This window comes from Bradyrhizobium sp. CCGUVB23, assembly GCF_024199885.1.
In the GTDB taxonomy this organism is placed as follows: domain Bacteria; phylum Pseudomonadota; class Alphaproteobacteria; order Rhizobiales; family Xanthobacteraceae; genus Bradyrhizobium.
Genome location: NZ_JANADQ010000002.1, coordinates 405985 through 422731, shown reverse-complemented (window position 1 = coordinate 422731; position 16747 = coordinate 405985). Strand labels below are relative to the sequence as shown.

General features: G+C 61.9%; 14 protein-coding genes and 7 pseudogenes. 12 read left to right on the top strand and 9 right to left on the bottom strand.

What is annotated here, in order from left to right; genetic code table 11:
- Positions 1–392 precede the first annotated feature (392 nt).
- From NLN62_RS50120 to NLN62_RS50085, 8 genes and pseudogenes are all read left to right on the top strand, one after another.
- Positions 393–707, top strand: a complete 315-nt coding sequence (locus NLN62_RS50120; RefSeq protein WP_254106353.1) for a hypothetical protein — start codon at positions 393–395, stop codon at positions 705–707.
- Between the two features lie 348 nt (positions 708–1055).
- The gene (locus tag NLN62_RS50115) at positions 1056–2558 is read left to right on the top strand and encodes a DUF459 domain-containing protein (protein WP_254114129.1); all 1503 of its coding nucleotides are present in this window, start codon (positions 1056–1058) and stop codon (positions 2556–2558) included.
- A 2-nt stretch (positions 2559–2560) separates the two neighbouring features.
- Positions 2561–3193: pseudogene (locus NLN62_RS50110) on the top strand (IS66 family transposase); the annotation flags it as partial.
- A 163-nt stretch (positions 3194–3356) separates the two neighbouring features.
- Positions 3357–4169: a hypothetical protein gene (locus NLN62_RS50105; RefSeq protein WP_254114128.1), complete on the top strand. Its 813-nt coding sequence runs from the start codon at positions 3357–3359 to the stop codon at positions 4167–4169.
- Positions 4066–4596, top strand: coding sequence for a site-specific integrase (locus NLN62_RS50100; RefSeq protein ID WP_254114127.1), 531 nt, complete (start codon positions 4066–4068; stop codon positions 4594–4596). Before NLN62_RS50105 ends, NLN62_RS50100 begins: the two co-directional genes overlap by 104 nt.
- Entirely contained in the window at positions 4593–5984 is a 1392-nt protein-coding gene (locus tag NLN62_RS50095; RefSeq protein WP_254114126.1) for a tyrosine-type recombinase/integrase, read from the top strand. The genes NLN62_RS50100 and NLN62_RS50095 overlap by 4 nt, the downstream gene beginning before the upstream one ends.
- The gene (locus NLN62_RS50090; protein WP_254114125.1) at positions 5984–6958 is read left to right on the top strand and encodes a site-specific integrase; all 975 of its coding nucleotides are present in this window, start codon (positions 5984–5986) and stop codon (positions 6956–6958) included. The genes NLN62_RS50095 and NLN62_RS50090 overlap by 1 nt, the downstream gene beginning before the upstream one ends.
- An 87-nt stretch (positions 6959–7045) precedes the next feature.
- Positions 7046–7744 (top strand): annotated as a pseudogene (locus tag NLN62_RS50085) (IS66 family transposase); the annotation flags it as partial.
- A 79-nt stretch (positions 7745–7823) separates the two neighbouring features.
- Here NLN62_RS50085 and NLN62_RS50080 read toward each other — a convergent pair.
- From NLN62_RS50080 to NLN62_RS50070, 3 genes and pseudogenes are all read right to left on the bottom strand, one after another.
- Positions 7824–8186 (bottom strand): annotated as a pseudogene (locus NLN62_RS50080) (IS66 family transposase); the annotation flags it as partial.
- Positions 8187–8233: 47 nt separating this feature from the next.
- A complete protein-coding gene (gene tnpB / locus NLN62_RS50075; protein ID WP_254114124.1) occupies positions 8234–8575 on the bottom strand; it encodes an IS66 family insertion sequence element accessory protein TnpB in 342 nt (113 codons plus the stop codon).
- On the bottom strand, positions 8572–8967 hold the full coding sequence (locus NLN62_RS50070) for a transposase (protein WP_254114123.1): 396 nt from the start codon (positions 8965–8967) through the stop codon (positions 8572–8574). The genes tnpB and NLN62_RS50070 overlap by 4 nt, the downstream gene beginning before the upstream one ends.
- A gap of 50 nt (positions 8968–9017) precedes the next feature.
- Here NLN62_RS50070 and NLN62_RS50065 point away from each other — a divergent pair.
- A pseudogene (locus NLN62_RS50065) lies at positions 9018–9386 on the top strand (IS21 family transposase); the annotation flags it as partial.
- An 18-nt stretch (positions 9387–9404) separates the two neighbouring features.
- Here the strand turns inward: NLN62_RS50065 and NLN62_RS50060 are convergent.
- Together NLN62_RS50060 and NLN62_RS50055 are read right to left on the bottom strand one after the other, a co-directional pair.
- Positions 9405–10445, bottom strand: a complete 1041-nt coding sequence (locus tag NLN62_RS50060; protein WP_254114257.1) for a hypothetical protein — start codon at positions 10443–10445, stop codon at positions 9405–9407.
- A gap of 156 nt (positions 10446–10601) precedes the next feature.
- Positions 10602–10847: pseudogene (locus NLN62_RS50055) on the bottom strand (recombinase family protein); the annotation flags it as partial.
- 631 nt (positions 10848–11478) lie between these two features.
- Between NLN62_RS50055 and NLN62_RS50050 the strand changes: the two are divergent.
- On the top strand, positions 11479–13542 hold the full coding sequence (locus tag NLN62_RS50050) for a recombinase family protein (protein ID WP_256576110.1): 2064 nt from the start codon (positions 11479–11481) through the stop codon (positions 13540–13542).
- Positions 13543–13559: 17 nt separating this feature from the next.
- Here the strand turns inward: NLN62_RS50050 and NLN62_RS50045 are convergent.
- The 4 genes and pseudogenes from NLN62_RS50045 to NLN62_RS53810 all read right to left on the bottom strand — a co-directional run.
- Positions 13560–13937, bottom strand: a pseudogene (locus tag NLN62_RS50045) (recombinase family protein); the annotation flags it as partial.
- Positions 13930–14211: a hypothetical protein gene (locus tag NLN62_RS50040; RefSeq protein WP_254114121.1), complete on the bottom strand. Its 282-nt coding sequence runs from the start codon at positions 14209–14211 to the stop codon at positions 13930–13932. The gene NLN62_RS50040 and the pseudogene NLN62_RS50045, both read right to left, overlap by 8 nt.
- Positions 14208–14681, bottom strand: coding sequence for a helix-turn-helix domain-containing protein (locus tag NLN62_RS50035; protein ID WP_254114120.1), 474 nt, complete (start codon positions 14679–14681; stop codon positions 14208–14210). The genes NLN62_RS50040 and NLN62_RS50035 overlap by 4 nt, the downstream gene beginning before the upstream one ends.
- A 164-nt stretch (positions 14682–14845) precedes the next feature.
- Entirely contained in the window at positions 14846–15028 is a 183-nt protein-coding gene (locus NLN62_RS53810; RefSeq protein WP_371933168.1) for a DUF5372 family protein, read from the bottom strand.
- Between the two features lie 126 nt (positions 15029–15154).
- Here NLN62_RS53810 and NLN62_RS50030 point away from each other — a divergent pair.
- Together NLN62_RS50030 and istB are read left to right on the top strand one after the other, a co-directional pair.
- A pseudogene (locus NLN62_RS50030) lies at positions 15155–15925 on the top strand (IS21 family transposase); the annotation flags it as partial.
- Between the two features lie 14 nt (positions 15926–15939).
- On the top strand, positions 15940–16695 hold the full coding sequence (gene istB, locus NLN62_RS50025; protein WP_254114119.1) for an IS21-like element helper ATPase IstB: 756 nt from the start codon (positions 15940–15942) through the stop codon (positions 16693–16695).
- The last annotated feature ends 52 nt before the right edge of the window (positions 16696–16747 follow it).

Below are 16747 nucleotides of genomic sequence, written 5' to 3'. Positions count from 1 at the left end.
GTGATGCTCAATCACATCAAAGATCGAATCTAGTTCATTTCGCCATGGTGCATTTGCCCCAGGCGGCACCAACCAATCCTGGTAGGTGCTTGCAGCACTCCTCCGCGATACTCCTTGGTAGGGCCCCGTGGATTACGTGCCACTCCAACCCCAGCGGCCAAGGTAGTCAGTCTTGCTAGTCCAAAGGCGAAGGCTGGCCACGAAGTTTGCGACGCGTGGTAGGGACAGCGCTTCAGGGTCGGTCCACTACGCGAGCGTCGAGTCATCGCCGCAAACGTCGCTGGCAGCGCGGGCGCGGTAGGGACAGCGCCGGGTTTTGACTCACCCACGGCGCCGAGTCACGTCCGCGCTGCCTTCAGTCCGCGCGTGCGCCGCAGAGCGGAGCAACTACGATGCCGAGATTTATTGCCTCGTACGATCTGAATGAGACCAAACCAGACGCGCACGAAAAGCTTATCAATAAAGCTATCGAGCACGGATGGCCTCCATGGGTTCTGGACCACGAGCACACCAGCCTGTTTACTCTTCCGAACGCCACCTTGCAGGGTTCGTTTGTCGATCAAACGCAAGCGGTCGCAGCTCTCAACGCAACAAGGGCGGAGACGGGAAAAGACCTTGGGACCAAGGTCATAATGGAAAAATGGATCGTCGTTCGATACGACGCCGAACCAGACTTTGACTCCAACGAAAGAGAGAAGGCTGGCTAGAGCGTTAGCCGATCAGGCCGCAGGTATCCGGCGACGGTGAAGTAGTTTGTCGATACGGCGGCGCGCCGAAAGCCATGGTACGTTCCGTGGTCGCTAGCCAGGCAGCCCATGCATCGGAGCCAAATCAGAGCACGAATGAACAATAATTCTGCCCGCGCGGCAAGCCATCATCAGGTGAAGTGAGCAAGGGCGGGCGTTCACCGAAAAAGCCGTACGTTCCGCGGCGGAAATGTGCATGCGCGACTTGAGCGGACGCTACCGAATTGACGAGACGCACTTCACGGTGATCTGAGACGCGTCACAGAGCCTTAGTGATACAATGTTGGGGTCTTAGTGCGGTTAAAGAGCATGTCCGACAAGCCCAAAAAAATGGGCGTCTTGACCGGAAGCCGTCCGCTGATCGCGTTGGCAATTGCGGCGGTGCTCAGCGTTGGCGGGCCCGCCTCGGCGCAGTTTTTCAATTTTGGCGGATTTCAGCAGCGGCCGCCGCCACAACGCGGTGGCGGCGGGATCGGTGGCGGCTGGTTTGGTAACGACACATTTGGTCCGTTTCAGCAGCCCGCTCCCCAGCCTCGGCGGAGGGCCCCGCCGCCCGTGCGCGAGGATTTTTCGAGGGCCCCGCCGCCTGAGAAGCGCGACATGGTGCCCGAACGCTACGTGCTCGTGCTCGGCGACGCCATGGCCGACTGGCTCGCTTACGGCCTTGAGGACGCTTACGCCGAGCAGCCCGCCATCGGCGTAATCCGGATGGTGAAAACGATCTCCGGCCTGATCCAGTACCAGCCCAAGGGGGCGCCTGCCGATTGGACCTCAGCTGCAAGGAACATCCTCGCCAACGAAAAACCCGACGTCATCGTGGTGATGCTAGGCCTCAACGATCGTATGGCGATCCGCGAGCCGGCCGCCGAGAAGAGCGACAAGCCAGCCGACAAGAACGACAAGAATGAGCGAAGGCCGGACAACAAGCCTGCAGATGCGAAGTCGAAGGACAATTCGGGCAACACCGCAGCCAAACCCGACGACAAGGTCGCCGTCAGCGAATTGCCGGCGGACGATGCAGAGAATACCGACGCGCCGCGGGTAGCGCTGGAGAAGAGCACGCGTTCGCCGAATGGCATCTATGAGTTTCGCGACAACCGCTGGGTCGAGCTCTACACTAAGAAGGTCGACGAGCTGATCGCGGTCGCAAAGTCGAAGGGCGTGCCGGTGGTCTGGGTGGGACTGCCCGCGATCTTCGGACAGAAGAGGACCTCGGACATGCTGTTTCTCGACGCGCTCTACCGCGATGCTGCGGGGCGCGCTGGGATCACCTATGTCGATATCTGGGACGGATTTGTCGACGAGGCGGGGGCCTTCCTGCAGAAGGGCCCGGATCTCGAAGGCCAGATCCGCCAATTGCGCACCTCTGATGGCGTTTATTTCACCAAGCCCGGCGCGCGCAAACTCGCCCACTATGTCGAGCGCGAGATCAGCCGTCTTCTCGCTGCGCGCTCGGGACCGATTGCGCTACCCACCGAGCCTGCGACTCCCGACTCCAATGTGGCCCCCGGTCAGCCCGCGCCGCGTCCGCTGGCCGGGCCGATCGTGCCGCTGGTCGCCGCCACCATTAACAGCGACCGATTGCTCGGCGGCCCGGAGGCGCCGCCGGCCCCGGTCGACGCGCTTGCCGCGCGGGTCATGATTAAAGGTGAGCCTTTGTCGCCGCCAGCTGGTCGCGCCGACGACTTTACCTGGCCGCGTCGCGAAGTCGAAACGCCAGTAGCATCGGCGTCACCCAATGGCTTGGGCGATGTCCGCGCAGAGATGACGGCGCCGGCTGCGTCGTTAAAGCCGAAAAAGCATCGCCGCTGAGAAGTAGGGACCGCCCGCGCGGTCTTTTGCCTAAATTGGCGGAACGCGAGCGCGTCATCATTGAGGCTCCAACGACCTGCGCCTGCTGCGGTGGATCGCGGCTGGCGAAGATTGGTGAGGATGTGACCAAGACGCTGGAGGAGATCCCGCGCCGCTTCAAGCTGATCGAGACGGTACGCGAGAAGTTCACCTGCCGCGATTGCGAGAAGATCAGCCAGCCGCCCGCGCCGTTCCATGCCACGCCGCGCGGCTTCATCGGCCCACAATTGCTGGCGACGATCCTGTTCGACAAGTTCGGCATGCATATCCCACTCAACCGCCAGAGTGCGCGCTTCAAATGCGAGGGGATCGACCTGCCGTTGTCGACGCTGGCCGACCAGGTCGGCCACGGGACCTTCGCCGTCATGCCGCTCTTCCACTTGATCGAACGCCATCTGCTCGCGGCCGAGCGCCTTCATGGCGATGACACCACCATCCGTATCCTGGCGAAGGGCAAGTGCACGACCGGGCGGATCTGGACTTATGTGCGGGATGACCGGCCCTTCGCCGGGCCCGCGCCACCGGCGGCGGTCTATTACGCCTCGAGCGACCGACGAGGCGAGCATCCCCAGAAACATCTGGCCGCCTTCGCCGGCTAATGTTCACCTCTCCATTACCCCTTTAATCGCGAGGTGGCGATAATGTGAAGGAACGTCGGCTCGGCGCGTGAACATCGAGAGATTCCGCCGATTCGGTACGGGCTTTGCTCCGCATTATTTCTCGGCGACCTTTGCAGTCTTTTGACCAGCAGAGGAATCGATGATGCTGAAATCCAATGAAGACCTGATCGCCGAGCTCAAGGCCGTTCTGGCCGGCCAGCGCTATCACCCGAGGACGATCAGTAACTACTGCGGGTGCGCGCGCAGATTCCTTGATTATCTCGAACGGCGGGAAATCCAGGTTGAGAACGTGACCGAGGCGCAGGTGTCGACATACATGAGCCGTGCGAGGGGGATATTGCGCAAACGCCATGGTCGATCAGGGCCACACCAGCCCCCGATCCCGCGCGCCGGAATCCATGCTCTGCTGCAGCTTGCGCAGGGCCAGTGGCCACCCCCTCCGAAAGCAGCTTGCGCCGCCGAGGCCGAGCGATTTGCGATCTGCGACGAATACGAGGTCTGGCTTCGTGAGGCGCGAGGCCTCGCCCCCGCCAGCATCAAGGATTTGATCTGGGAGGCCCGGCACTTCCTGACCTGGCAGTTCGAGCGGAACGGTGACAACAGCCTGACGAGCCTGGGGGTGGACGACATCGACCGCTATATGGATATGCGCGCGCCGAAGCTGACGCGCAAATCGTTGAGCGCCGTCGCACACCGCTTGCGCTCTTTGTTGCGGCATCTGCATCGGGTCGGCCGTACCGCGATCGACCTGTCGCCGCATGTCATCGGTCCGCGGATCTACGCCTATGAGGGGGTACCCTCGACCCTCGATTCTGGAGCGAGATCAGGTTGCCGCTGTCCTGAAGACTGTGAGAAAGGACAAAGCCCCGAGGGGGTTGAGGGACCATGCGATCCTGCAACTGCTCGCGACCTATGGCCTGAGGTCGAGCGAAATCTGCAACCTGCGGCTTGAGGACATCAACTGGCGGGCGGAATCGATCCGCATCCGGCACACCAAGACCAAGGCCTGTTCCTTCCTGCCCCTGATGGAGCCGATCGGCGAAGCGGTGCTTGCTTATTTGCGTACGGGGCGGCCGGCGATCGACGCCCGCGAAATCTTCATCCGCGCGCGTGCGCCCTATCGCAAGCTCAGGATGTTGGACAAGATGGTACGGCGCCGACTGCACCAGGCCGGTATCAAGCTGCCGGGCAAGAGCGGGGCCCATGTCTTCCGACATGCACGCGCGGTCGAGATGTTGCGCGCATCGGTCCCGCAGAAGGTCATCGGTGATCTGCTCGGGCACCGGTCGGCGGAGTCCACGGCACCCTATCTCAAGCTCGCCACCGAGGACCTCAGGGCCATCGCACTCGACGTGCCGGAAGCGGAGGTGCTGTCATGACAACATGGCCCGATCCCGAACGGCAGTTGATCGCGCGCTATCTGGCAGGCCTTAACCTGCGACACGCCGACAGCTGCGCCTCTTACAGGCAGGTGCTGAACAGCTTCCAGGACGTCGCTGAATGCCATGCCGAGTTCGGCAAGGATGTTCTGGTGGCCTGGCTGCAGACATTGTCCGACCATTGGATGGCGACGACGCTGCTGACTCGAACCCGCATCATCGATCGGTTCCTCGATCACCTTCTGAACATCGGAGCGATCGAGCGCAATCCCGTCACCACCTTGTGCGAGGCATGCAATATCAAGCGATGTCGGCCGATCTGGCGCGCACTGGCGTCGCATGACCCCGAACAGGCCCTTGCCGAACTCCGCCAGCCCAAGCCGTTCGGCAGCATGCTGGGCGGGATCATGGCCGAGCACGTCGCGCTGATGCGCAACAGAGGATACAAATACACCTCGCAGCTCGCATGGTTCTTGCGGTTCGATCGGTTCCTGCAGTTGAATCCTGCGCTGCAAGATGAACCGATCGAGGTGATGCTGGAGCATTGGAAGAAGGCAAAAACGACACTCAATCACGCTGCCGAATGTGAGAAACTGGAGCGGATCCTTGCGAGGGTCCTGCGTCATAAGAATCCGTCGCTCCCGCCGCGCCGCCCGGACCCGCGACCGCAGACGGAATTAGCGAAGCAGTGGCGCAAGCCTCATATCTATACACCGACCGACATACGGCAGATGCTCGATATTGCCCGTTCCTATCCTTCGCAACGGGCCCCGCTGCGTGCGTCGAGCCTCCATGCCATGCTCCTACTGGCCTATTGCGCGGGTCTTCGGCGGGGCGAACTTGCCCGTCTCGATCTTGGCGACGTCGACTTCCGCGTCGGCACAATCACGATCCGGCAGACCAAGTTCTACAAGACGAGGATCCTGCCGTTGTCTGACAGCGTGATCGCCGAGCTTCGGGCTTATCTCGATGCGCGGCGGCAGGCCGGTGCACCGCAAGACCCGCACTCCGCCCTGTTCTGGCACGAGGGGCGCAACGCCCGCTACACAAAGCAGGTCATCGCCTTGTTGCTCGTCGACGTGATCCGTCGAGCAGGGCTAAAGCCGCCAGAAGGGCGAACGGGGCCCCGTCTTCATGACCTGCGGCACTCGATGGTCGTGCACCGTATCGTCGAATGGTACCGCTCGGGCATCAATCCGCAAGACCGGCTGCCGTTCCTCGCGACATATCTTGGCCATAAGGATATCCACTCCACCCTTACCTACATCACCGTTACACAGGACCTGCTTCATCACGCCAACGAGCGGTTCCGGGTGCTGGGCGTCCCATGCCTCGATCTGGGGCAGGAGATGCGGCCACGAGCAAGGCGAACGCGTTCCCGAATCTGATGCGTGCGTTCTTCTACGAATGGCTCGTCGAACAACGCAACGCATCCATCCACACGGTCCGATCCTATCGTGACACCTGGCGGCTCTTCCTGCGGTTCGTCGCACAACGCACGGAAAAGAAGGTGGCGGTGATCACGCTGGCCGATCTGAGCGCCGGCGAGGTGGCTGCCTTCCTCGGTCACGCCGAGCACGACCGCGGCGGCACGATCGGCACGCGCAACTGCAGGCTTGCCGCGATCCGCAGCTTCTTCAACTTCGTCGCGACGAAGGACCCCGCATCGATCGCTCAGTGCGTGGAAATCCTTCACATCCCGGTCAAGCGGGCGCCGGTATCGGAACCCTGTTATCTGGACCCGGCGGAGGTGGCAGCGATCCTTGCCCAGCCAGACCGCTCTACGCTCGAAGGCATGCGCGATCACGCGCTACTCTCGTTCCTCTACAATAGCGGGGCACGGATACAGGAAGCTCTCGAGCTGTGTCCCAAGGCGATCCGGTTCGATAGCCCAAGTTGCGTTCGCCTTACCGGCAAGGGTCGCAAGGAACGCATCTGCCCGCTCTGGCCGGAAACCGTGCTGTTGCTGAAAAAGCTGCTGGAGCGACAGCCGCGAGCGCCGGACCAGCGGCTGTTCGTCAACCGCTATGGTGAGCCGCTCAGCGCATCCGGCGTTCGGTTCAAGCTTGCGGCCTATGTGAAGGCGGCGGGCGAAACCACGCCAACGTTGCGGATTAAGCATGTGACGCCGCACAGCTTCCGACACGCCACCGCCGTACACCTCATCTCGGCAGGCGTCGACGTTACCGTCATTCGCAGCTGGCTTGGTCATGTGAGCCTCGACACCACCAATCACTACGCCAGGGCCAATCTCGAAACGAAACGAAAGGCACTGGAACGGGTCAGCCCTCCGGAAACCGCACGACATCCCCCGTCATGGAAGCGGGAGACGAGCCTGCTCGCTTGGCTCGACACGCTCTGAAATAATGCGAAGGAACGTCAATCAGAAACAGCATCAATCCTGGATCCGGTGACCTTCCTTCACATTATCGCCACCTCGCGATTAGCCGGTATCCTGCAAGCCGATTGCTACAACGGCTTCGAGCCGCTGTTCGACCCGCAGAAGAAGGTGCGGCCGATCACACCGGCGTTTTGCTTCGCCCATGCGCGGCGGGGGTTCTTCGAGCTGGCCGACATCGAGAAGAATGCCCGGGAAGGCAAGAGAGGCAAACCGGTCTCCCCGATCGCGCTGGAGGCTGTCAGGCGCCTCGACGCGCTGTTCGAGATGGAGCGCGCCATTAACGGCTGCGGCGCCGACGAGCGGCGCGCCGTGCGCCAGGAAAAGAGCAAACCACTCCTCGACGACATGCACGCCTGGTTGCTGCGTGAGCGCGAAACCCTCTCGCGCTCCTCCGAGGTCCTGAAGCCGATCAACTACATGATCAGGCGCTGGGACGACTTCGCCCGCTTCCTCGACGATGGCAGGATCTGCTTGACCAACAATTGTGCTGAGCGCGCATTGAGAGGCATCGCATTGGGAAGGCGCAACTGGACCTTCGCCGGCAGTCAGCGTGGCGCCGACCGTGCCGCCATCATGCTGACGATGATCACGACCTGTCGCCTCAACGACGTCGATCCCAAGGCCTGGCTCGCCGACGTCCTCGCCCGTATCGCCGATCTTCCGGCATCGCGTCTGCACGAACTGTTGCCCTGGGAATGGAAGCTCCTGCGTCAAGCCGGCGAGCCCGCCGATTACCAGGCCGCCTGACCTCCACGCAACACCATCATAGAGTTCGCCGTCCCCGCGCGCATGCGTCAATCAGGCGGTCTTCGTCGTATGCGTACGCGATGTCATCCGGCCATGGCTTACGCACCGGCCGCTTGCGCATGAAGGGGCGGACGTTCTGCGTCTTCGCCGCTGCGGCCTGCGCGGCAAGCTCATCCTCGCTCGCCGTGGTGACGAGTTCTTCGAGCTCCAACTCCAGCTGCTCGAGCAACCGTGCCGTGCGCTCGGAGCGCTGCCCGTACAGTTCGCGTTTGAGCTTCTCGATCCGCAGCTCGAGATGCGCGATCAGCGCTTCGTTGTCCGACAGCTCCGCCCGCGCACTGGCAGCCACCGCCTCGGCTCGCAGCCGCGCCTCACGCTCGGCCTGCAGCGCCGCCAGGGCACTCACAAGGTCCGATGGAAGATCGTCCGGCTTCGATATCATGGAGCCATTGAATCAGATCAAGCAGCAGATTCAAACCGTAAAAGCGGCTATCCGACCCGCGTCGGACGTTGGGTTTCTTGTGGGTGCCTCCAGTCGATGCCAGACAGCAAGTAAGACAACTGCGCCGGCGAGATCGATACCGCGCCATCCGCCGCCGACGGCCAAATGAATCGCCCCCGTTCCAAACGTTTCGTAAATAGGCAGGCACCCTGGGAGTCGTGCCAGATCACCTTCAGCAGGTCACCTCTGCGACCGCGGAAGCAGAATAAATGGCCGCCCAGCGGGTCCTTGCCAAGCACTTCCTGAACCTGCAGCGCCAAGGAGGGAAATCCTCTGCGCATATCCGTGTAGCCCGTCGCCAGCCACACTCGCACGCCCGTCGGGATCATTGGCGCTCCAGTCCACGAGCAATTCGAACCACGGCCTCGACGTCCGCGCCGGAACCGAAGACCACGCGCAACCCTTTCGGGCTCACGATTTCGATCTGGCCCGCCTCGACAGCTTCCGTCGCTGGCGGCGTGCCCGGCACAACTATCGCAGGGACGAATGTCGAGCCGATCGAACCCTCGCCAGCCCGATGAGGGGAGGCCAAAGCCTTGCGCCAATTCAGCAGAAGCTGACGTGAGATCCTGTACCGGCGAGCGGTCGCCGAAACCAGTCGTGGTCCCGCCAAGCTCTCCTCTACGATCCTGAGCTTCTCCGCACGCGTCCAGTGTCGCCGCCGACCGGTCTCGACCACCTCTATGCGGCTCAGCACCGCACTGTCCTTATGCACGTCCATAAGGACAGTCAGCTACACAGCCGAACTTTTCACAAGGCGGCATTGCTCGGATGCGTACGGAGCATGTGGCCGGCGACAAGGTCTTTGTCGACTATTCAGGCAAGAAGATCGCAATCGTCGATCGCCGCACCGGCGAGATCCGCGAGGCCGAGCTGTTCATCGGCACTCTCGGCGCCTCTAGCTTCACCTATGCAGAGGCAAGCTGGACCCAGGCACTGTCCGACTGGATAGGCGCACATGTGCGCATGTTCCGCTTCTTCGGCGGTGTCCCGCGCCTGATCGTCCCCGACAATCTGAAGTCGGGTGTCAACCGGGCGAGCTTCTACGACCCGGAGATCAATCGCAGCTATGGCATGATGGCGGCCCATTACGGCGTCGGCGTACTGCCGGCGCGGCCGCGGCGTCCGAAGGACAAGGCGAGCGCTTCATACTGCACCTCATTCCCTTGATGGCGCGGTGATGGCGGTGAGCTGCGCCGGACGGGCGCCGCGTCCACCGCAGCCCTTGCGGATCGTCATGCCAGGCGGGACCTCCCACAGGCCGCGGTTCAGGCTGTCGGTATAGCATTTTGTGATGAGCCCCTGGCGACCCCACGTGTGTACGGCTGTCTCGGAGACGCAGAACTTGGCGGCGATCTCGCGCGTCGTGAGCATACCACGCCGACGCAGCCGCTCATATCGGCTCGCAAGTTTGTAGGCGCAGCGAATGAAGGCAACCTTCTTCAGATTGAACGCCTTTGCCTCCCATGTACGCCATCCGTGATTATTGAGAATCTCGGCGACTTCGCGATCGCAATGATGGTCAAGAAGACGATCAACCTCGGCGACGAGTTCAGGTTTGAACTTGCGGATCTGGGCAATGGGCAGCGGCCGGTCGAGCACCAAGGTACGCGTGGCGCCGCCAGACAGGCGCACATGGGCCGTGATGGTTTGCGACTTGATTAAGGTTACGTCGTCGATGAGCAGACGCACGATGCGCTTGCGCTCGCGGGAGTCAACTCGCGGATCTTGCCAGATCCGCGGAAGCTGCTCGGCGAGGTCAAGGATGCGTCGCTGGGCTTCTGCACTGAGTGCCGCAGCCTGCTGTTTGCTCCGGCGCTTGTAGTCTTCGGCGGCATCGGCATGACGGCGCAGCTTGTCGTTCCATTCGGCCTCGAGTGAATCGGCGACGAGTCGGTTGTCCGGATCGACCTTCATGTAGCGTCGACGCGCAAGCTCGGCTTCATAGCGCATCCGCTCGACATGCTGGCGACGCGCTGCGTCGGTCTCTGCGGCGCGCACCTCAAGCTCGCGCTGCACCTCAAGGGTGACGGCCAGCGTCATCGGCGTCATCAGCTCGATCATCAAATCTGCGATCCCTGCATCGATGATCTTCCCGGGAACCGTTTGGCAGGTCCATCCCGCGCGGCGTACCGCGTTCGCCTGGCACAGATAGGTTGGGACGGTGCTGCCGTGCTCCTGGCTGTAGCGCACACCCATGCGTTCGCCACACAGGCCACAGACCACGCGACCTTGGAGGAGCGCCGGTCCCTCGCGCGACGGTCCCGACCGCCGCTCGCCACCGAAGGCACGAGCGTTGTCGGCGAGCCGCCGCTGGTTGGCCTCGAAGCGCTCCCAGTCGATGTAGCCCTGGTGCATCCCCGGCATGACGAACTGCCAATCGGCCCTGGCAACCTTGACGACACTGGTGCCACCGTCGGGCCGGTGCCGTATGCGCGTTCGGCCATACGCAAAAGCGCCGGCGTAGCGCGGATTGTGGAGCACCTGCAGAACGCGCGCATGGTGCGGCGCCGCCCACAGGAGATCACCCTTGTTCGGTCCTGTCCGGAGTCGGCGCGGGAACAGCAAACCTTGCTCCCGGAAGAATCGGACTGTCTGCATCGCACTTCCGGTCTGTTCGAAGGTATCGAACACAAGACGGATTGCGTTCTGCACCTGGAGATCGGGATCAAGGCCGATCGTCCGATCGTTCCGGTAAACCAGCCCGACCGGAGGACACATCTCGAGCTCGCCGCGACGGGCCTTGTTGAGCTGACCACCACGCATGCGTGCTTTGAGGATGTGCAGCTCGGCCTCGCTCATTGTACCTTTGAGGCCGAGCAAGAGGCGATCGTTGAAGTTGGCTGGATCGTACGACCACACCGCATGATGCCCCTATTCGGGAGCCATCTGATCAGTTGGAGCAGATTACCGTAACCGACCCAACCCATCCACTATACGGACGGTGCTTTGATTTGGTATCGGCCGGAAGCTCGCTCCGACCCGGCGGCTGCGTTCTCGTTCATTATCGCGACGGCATTTTGCTGAGAGTTCGAGCTGCAGCAACCAACCTCTATGGCGAGCGGCTGTCTGTCCCGTCAAGCAAGCTTTCGCTCGAAAGCATTCGAGACTTGCTCCGGCTTTCAAAAGACGTGGTGCTGACGAGCTTGGCGAATCAGCCGACAAATGATTCTTTAGGGCACGGCTCCGAATCAAAATTGGCAAGCTCGCGTGGTTCGCTGGGAGGAGAGCCATGAGGTCGGATCTTGTGACGGGGGGCCACCTTTGTCGCAGAGCCGTAATTTACATTCGGCAGTCCACGCCTCATCAGGTGATGACCAACCAGGAGAGCCTGCGACTGCAGTATGCACTGCGACAGCGAGCCACCGATCTCGGTTGGGATGATACCAATATTGATGTCGTTGATGCCGACCTTGGATTGAGTGGATCGACAGCCGCGCATCGCGAGGGCTTCAAGGACGTTATCGCCCGCGTCACGTTGGGTGAAATCGGAATCATTCTCTCCTACGAGGTGACGCGTCTCGCGCGCAACTGCTCTGATTGGTACCCGCTACTCGATCTGTGCGGCTACCGGCAATGCCTCATTGCGGATCGCGACGGCGTCTACGATCCTGGCTCAACCAATGGGCGCCTGTTACTCGGCTTAAAGGGCACAATCTCCGAAGTGGAGTTGCACACACTGCGCGGCCGTCTGACGGCGGGGCTGCGCGCCAAGGCCGAGCGCGGCGAGCTGACGTTACTGTTACCGGCGGGTTTGGAACGTGACGCCAATGGCGTGGCGTCGAAGGATCCGAGCAGGGAGGTGCAGCAGCGGATATCACTGGTTTTCACGACATTTCTGGAGGGAGGCTCCGTAGGCAAGGTAATCCGGTCATTCCGAGATCGTGCGCTCTTCATACCGCGGCGGGACCGGTTCGGCGATATTGCGTGGCGGACACCATCGGCCAGCATGATTTCCGGAATCTTGAGGAATCCGGCCTATGCTGGCGCTTTCGTCTATGGCCGTACCAAGTCCTGCCGCACGACCTATGCGAGTGGTAAACTGAAGACGGCCCGCTGCCCAATGGCAGAGTGGAAGGTAGTAGTAAAGGACCGCTATCCTGCATACATCGATTGGGATGGCTTTGAGCGGATCCAGGCCATGTTGCGCGACAACCATGCCGAATACCAACGCAATCAAACGCGTGGCGTGCCCCGAGAGGGGGCCGCTATCTTGCAGGGCATCACCTGGTGCGGCCGGTGCGGCCACAAGATGTCGATACAATACAAGGGCGGGTCTCGCTACGTCTGCAATGCCCTGTTGAACCACCAAGGCAAGACGCTATGCCAGCATCTTCCCGCCGATCCGATCGACGCACAGGTGGTGGCTGCATTCTTTGCAGCGATCGCTCCCGCTGAGGTGGAGGCCTGGAGGCGTGCGCTCAATGCGCGGCAGCAGACTGACGAAGCGCTTGATCGCGCCGAAGAGCAGCAGGTTGAGCGACTGCGCTATCAGGCGCTCCTGGCCGAACGACAGTATAATCGGGTCGATCCTGACAATCGCCTCATCGCCGCTGAGCTGGAGCGACGATGGGAAAAAGCGTTACGCGAACTCCGGCAGGCTGAAGAGGCGCTGACCACCCGCCGAGCCACGAAGAGCAAATCAGCCATGTTGACCCCAGAGGAGCAGAATGAGTTTCTTGCGCTTGGTCCACACTTGCCTGAGCTCTGGCGGCGGCCTGATGTGAGCCGGGCAGATAAGAAGCAGTTATTACGAACGCTGATTGACAAGGTTGTTCTCCACCGCATCACGCGCGATCGAATCGCGGTCCGGATCGTCTGGTGTGGTGGCGAGATATCCGAATTGGAAGTCGAGCCGAGGGTCCATGCCCTGCATGCTCTAACTCGAGGGACTGAGATGCAAGCACGGATCCTTGAGCTGGCCCGCCAGGGTTTCGATGATGCCGAAATCGCCAACACCTTGACCCAGGAGGGGCACCGCTCACCGCGCCGAAATTATGTTCCAGTACGAACCGTTCAGATCGTGCGGCAGCGCCATCGCGTACTGCAGGACGGCGTCGCAACGCGTGCTCGTCACATTGCTGGCTGGCTGCCGGTGACCGCAATGGCAAAGCGTTTGGGAGTTTCGAGTTCTTGGATCAAGCGACGTATCCGCAGCGGCACCATTGATATCCAGCGCGATCCTTGGGACAAGCGATTCCTCTTTCCTGATACGGAAGCCAGCATTGTCGCATTGCGAGAGCTTAAAACAGGAGCTCGAGATCACCTCGTTTTCGACCCGAGAGCAAACAAATGAAGGTATCAACATGATCGATCGTAGATACCGTCTTCGTCAAGGATGAGCGTCGCCGTCAATGCGCAAAGCTCGATGAGCCGGTGCCAGTCGGCCGAGTTGCGCGCAAGGCGCGAGACCTCCAGCCCCATGACAATACCGGCCTTGCCGAGCGCCACCTCGCTCACCAGTTGCTGGAAGCCGTCGCGTGCTGTCGTACTTGAGCCGGACTTGCCGAGATCGCGATCGATAACGTGAACGCGCTCGACCGGCCAGCCGGCCACAACTGCTCGATCCCGCAACCCATATTGGCGCTCGGTGCTCTCGCCGTGCTCGGCGACCTGGCGAAGGGTCGATTGGCGGACATAGAGGTAAGCGTCGCGTTTGAGATGGTCGGCAGTGACTTTAAGCTCAGGCATGGAAGGGCTCCATTGCGATGGCGACGAGAATGCCGGCGATGAGGCGCGTGACGTCGCTTGTTGCGGGCGACGGATTGTTTGGGGCCGAGTGCGCGAGCCGATGGTCGTGGCAGGCCGCCTCGGTATCGGCCTCCTGTCCGCGTGCTCGGATCCACGCTGCCAATCCCCGTCGACGAAGAATGGTGAGACCCGGGCAGGCCGTGAACTCGGCGCGCAATGCGGCGGCGCGTAGCTTCTCGTAGCTGTCCGCTGCGTCCGCAGGCGCGACGATCAAGCTGGGTTGAGTCGTTTTTTTTTGCGCGCCAGCGCCCGCTCCAGGCTGCGTCGGTGCACCTTGATGCCGAACCGCGCCTCGATCGCATCGAGGCAGTGCGACGTCGTCAGTTCGTGTCTTGCAGCTTTGAGAGCGGCGACGAATGCAACGACCTCGGCGGAGACCTTGTGGCCGCCTTTGGGGCCTCGCCGGTTCGGCAACAGCCCGGCGAGCCCGGCGGTCTGCAGAGCGCTCTGCGCCTTGTAGAAGGTCGGCCGCGTGACGCCGAATGTCTCGGCGGCCTCGCTGATCGCAACGCCGTCGACCTGGTGACGTCGCACCATCTCGTAGCGCACCTGCACCAGGTCCTTCGCATCGAAGAATGGGTTGCTGACGAACGAGGGGTCGCGGACGGCTTCCGGATTTGGATTGAGGACGCCGTCTTGCGCCAGCGCCTCGCTCTTCGGATCCTGCTTCTTCGCCCTGGCCATGCTCAGCATCAACCTTACGTAAATATAAATATGCCTCTACATATTGAGTGTCAATGGAGGCGTCGACGCAATATGAAGATATTGTGTGGATGTTAACGTAGAAGTACGCCGCACCGTGTCCACGGCATGGCGTTATTATCTTTACATGTGCGGCGTATTTATATTTACGCATCGCTGGCGCCCATGCTCTCCGCGAGCCGGTCCAGCGCGTCACAAAGCGCCAACAGGTCAACCACGCAAAAGGCTGCTCTACCCGCAGCGATCAGCCGGAACTCATCGGGTGGATCGATATCGGTCCAGGCGCTCGCGATCGTGCAAAGTCGACCGTTCTGGCCCTCATAGACCACCCGGTCTTCAATGACGGCGCCGACAGATCAGCTCGAACGTGCGACCGCAAAGCGGATGGAAGGGATGCGTGATCCGCACCTTTTGCTGGGTCGTACCCGCATGACCTGCAGTCGACAACTTTTGCCAAGGCAAAGGTCGAGAACGCGGTGCGCTTTGCCCAGAGCTGCATTCTCGGCCGGCTGCGCAAGCAGACCTTCTTTTCGCTCGCCGAAGCCAATACGGCAATCACCGAAGCGCTCGACCGCATCAACGATCACATCATGCGACGACTCGGCCTCAGCCGCCGCCATCTTTTCCAGACAATCGAGCGCGCTGCGCTCGCGCCTCTGCCGGCAGAGGACTACGAGTTCGCCGAATGGCGGCTTGCCCGGGTCTCGACGGATTACCATGTCGAGTTCGAGCACTTCTTCTATTCCGTGCCGCACCGGCTCATCCGCCAGCAGGTCGATCTGCGCGCGACGGCCCGCACCATCGAGATATTCTATCGCGGCCAGCGCATCGCAGCTCATCAGCGTCGCTACGGCGGCTCCCGCTTTGGAACCGATCCCGACCATATGCCGTCCTCCCACCGCCGCTACGCCGAGTGGACGCCCGATCGCTTTCGCCGCTGGGCCGCCACGATAGGCCCGCACGCCGAGAACCTGATCATCGCCATCCTGGCCAGCCGCCCGCATCCCGAACAGGGCTTCAGAACGTGCCTGGGCGTCCTGCGCCTGTTCCGCGACATCGACCGCAGACATGCCGAGGCTGTCTCGGCTCGCGCCGTCGCCATCGGCGGGCTGACCTGCAAAAGCATCGCCTCGCTCATCGCCACTTTCAAAGCCTCGCACCAGACGGGCGAGGCCGCCGCCGTCATGGAGCACGCCAACCTGCGTGGCCCCGGATATTTCCATTGAGGAGACAATCGACAATGCTGAACAACCCTACCATCGACCTGCTGCGCGATCTCGGCCTGCACGGCATGGCTGCCGCCTTCCAGAACCTGCAGATCCAGCCGGAAGCCCGCAGTCTCGAACACGGCGAATGGCTCGCCCTCCTCATCGAAAGCGAGGTGACAACACGCCGTCAGAAGCGTTTCGAGGCCCGCGCCCGCGCCGCCAGGCTGCGCCATGACGCCCAGGTCGAGAATGTCGATTTCCGCGCCGCGCGCGGTCTCGACCGTAACCTCTTCCTCAAGCTCGCGGGCTGCGACTTCATCCGCCAGCATCACAATCTTCTGCTGATCGGGCCGGCCGGCGTTGGCAAGAGCTGGCTCGCCTGCGCACTCGGCCACCAGGCCTGCCGCGAGGATTTCTCCGTCGCCTATCACCGCGTGCCACGCCTCTTTGCCACGCTGGGTCTCGCCAGAGGCGACGGACGCTACGGCCGCCTGCTCAAGGCGCTGGCAAAGCCGGACCTGCTCATCCTCGACGATTGGGGGCCGGAGAAGCTCAGCGATGAGCAGCGCCGCGATCTCCTCGAGATCATCGAAGATCGATACGCCTGCCGCTCGACCCTCGTCACCAGTCAAATCCCCGTCGATCACTGGTACGACATCATCGGCAACCCAACCATCGCCGACGCCATTCTCGACCGCCTCGTCCACAATGCCTACCGCATCGAACTCAGCGGCGACAGCATGCGAAAGCAGCGCCCAATGCAACCCGAGGCGGCAGCGACCGCTTGACCTTCGCTCACTCCCGTTCCAAACCTCAAGGCGATCCAGGCGCAGACCGAAA

Bases quoted from the DNA above. Each gene is read 5' to 3' on its own strand.
- NLN62_RS50120 (WP_254106353.1), top strand. From the start codon at position 393: ATGCCGAGATTTATTGCCTCGTACGATCTGAATGAGACCAAACCAGAC.
- NLN62_RS50115 (WP_254114129.1), top strand. From the start codon at position 1,056: ATGTCCGACAAGCCCAAAAAAATGGGCGTCTTGACCGGAAGCCGTCCG.
- NLN62_RS50105 (WP_254114128.1), top strand. From the start codon at position 3,357: ATGATGCTGAAATCCAATGAAGACCTGATCGCCGAGCTCAAGGCCGTT.
- NLN62_RS50095 (WP_254114126.1), top strand. From the start codon at position 4,593: ATGACAACATGGCCCGATCCCGAACGGCAGTTGATCGCGCGCTATCTG.
- NLN62_RS50090 (WP_254114125.1), top strand. From the start codon at position 5,984: ATGCGTGCGTTCTTCTACGAATGGCTCGTCGAACAACGCAACGCATCC.
- tnpB (WP_254114124.1), bottom strand. From the start codon at position 8,575: ATGATCCCGACGGGCGTGCGAGTGTGGCTGGCGACGGGCTACACGGAT.
- NLN62_RS50070 (WP_254114123.1), bottom strand. From the start codon at position 8,967: ATGGACGTGCATAAGGACAGTGCGGTGCTGAGCCGCATAGAGGTGGTC.
- NLN62_RS50060 (WP_254114257.1), bottom strand. From the start codon at position 10,445: ATGGGTGTGCGCTACAGCCAGGAGCACGGCAGCACCGTCCCAACCTAT.
- NLN62_RS50050 (WP_256576110.1), top strand. From the start codon at position 11,479: ATGAGGTCGGATCTTGTGACGGGGGGCCACCTTTGTCGCAGAGCCGTA.
- NLN62_RS50035 (WP_254114120.1), bottom strand. From the start codon at position 14,681: ATGGCCAGGGCGAAGAAGCAGGATCCGAAGAGCGAGGCGCTGGCGCAA.
- istB (WP_254114119.1), top strand. From the start codon at position 15,940: ATGCTGAACAACCCTACCATCGACCTGCTGCGCGATCTCGGCCTGCAC.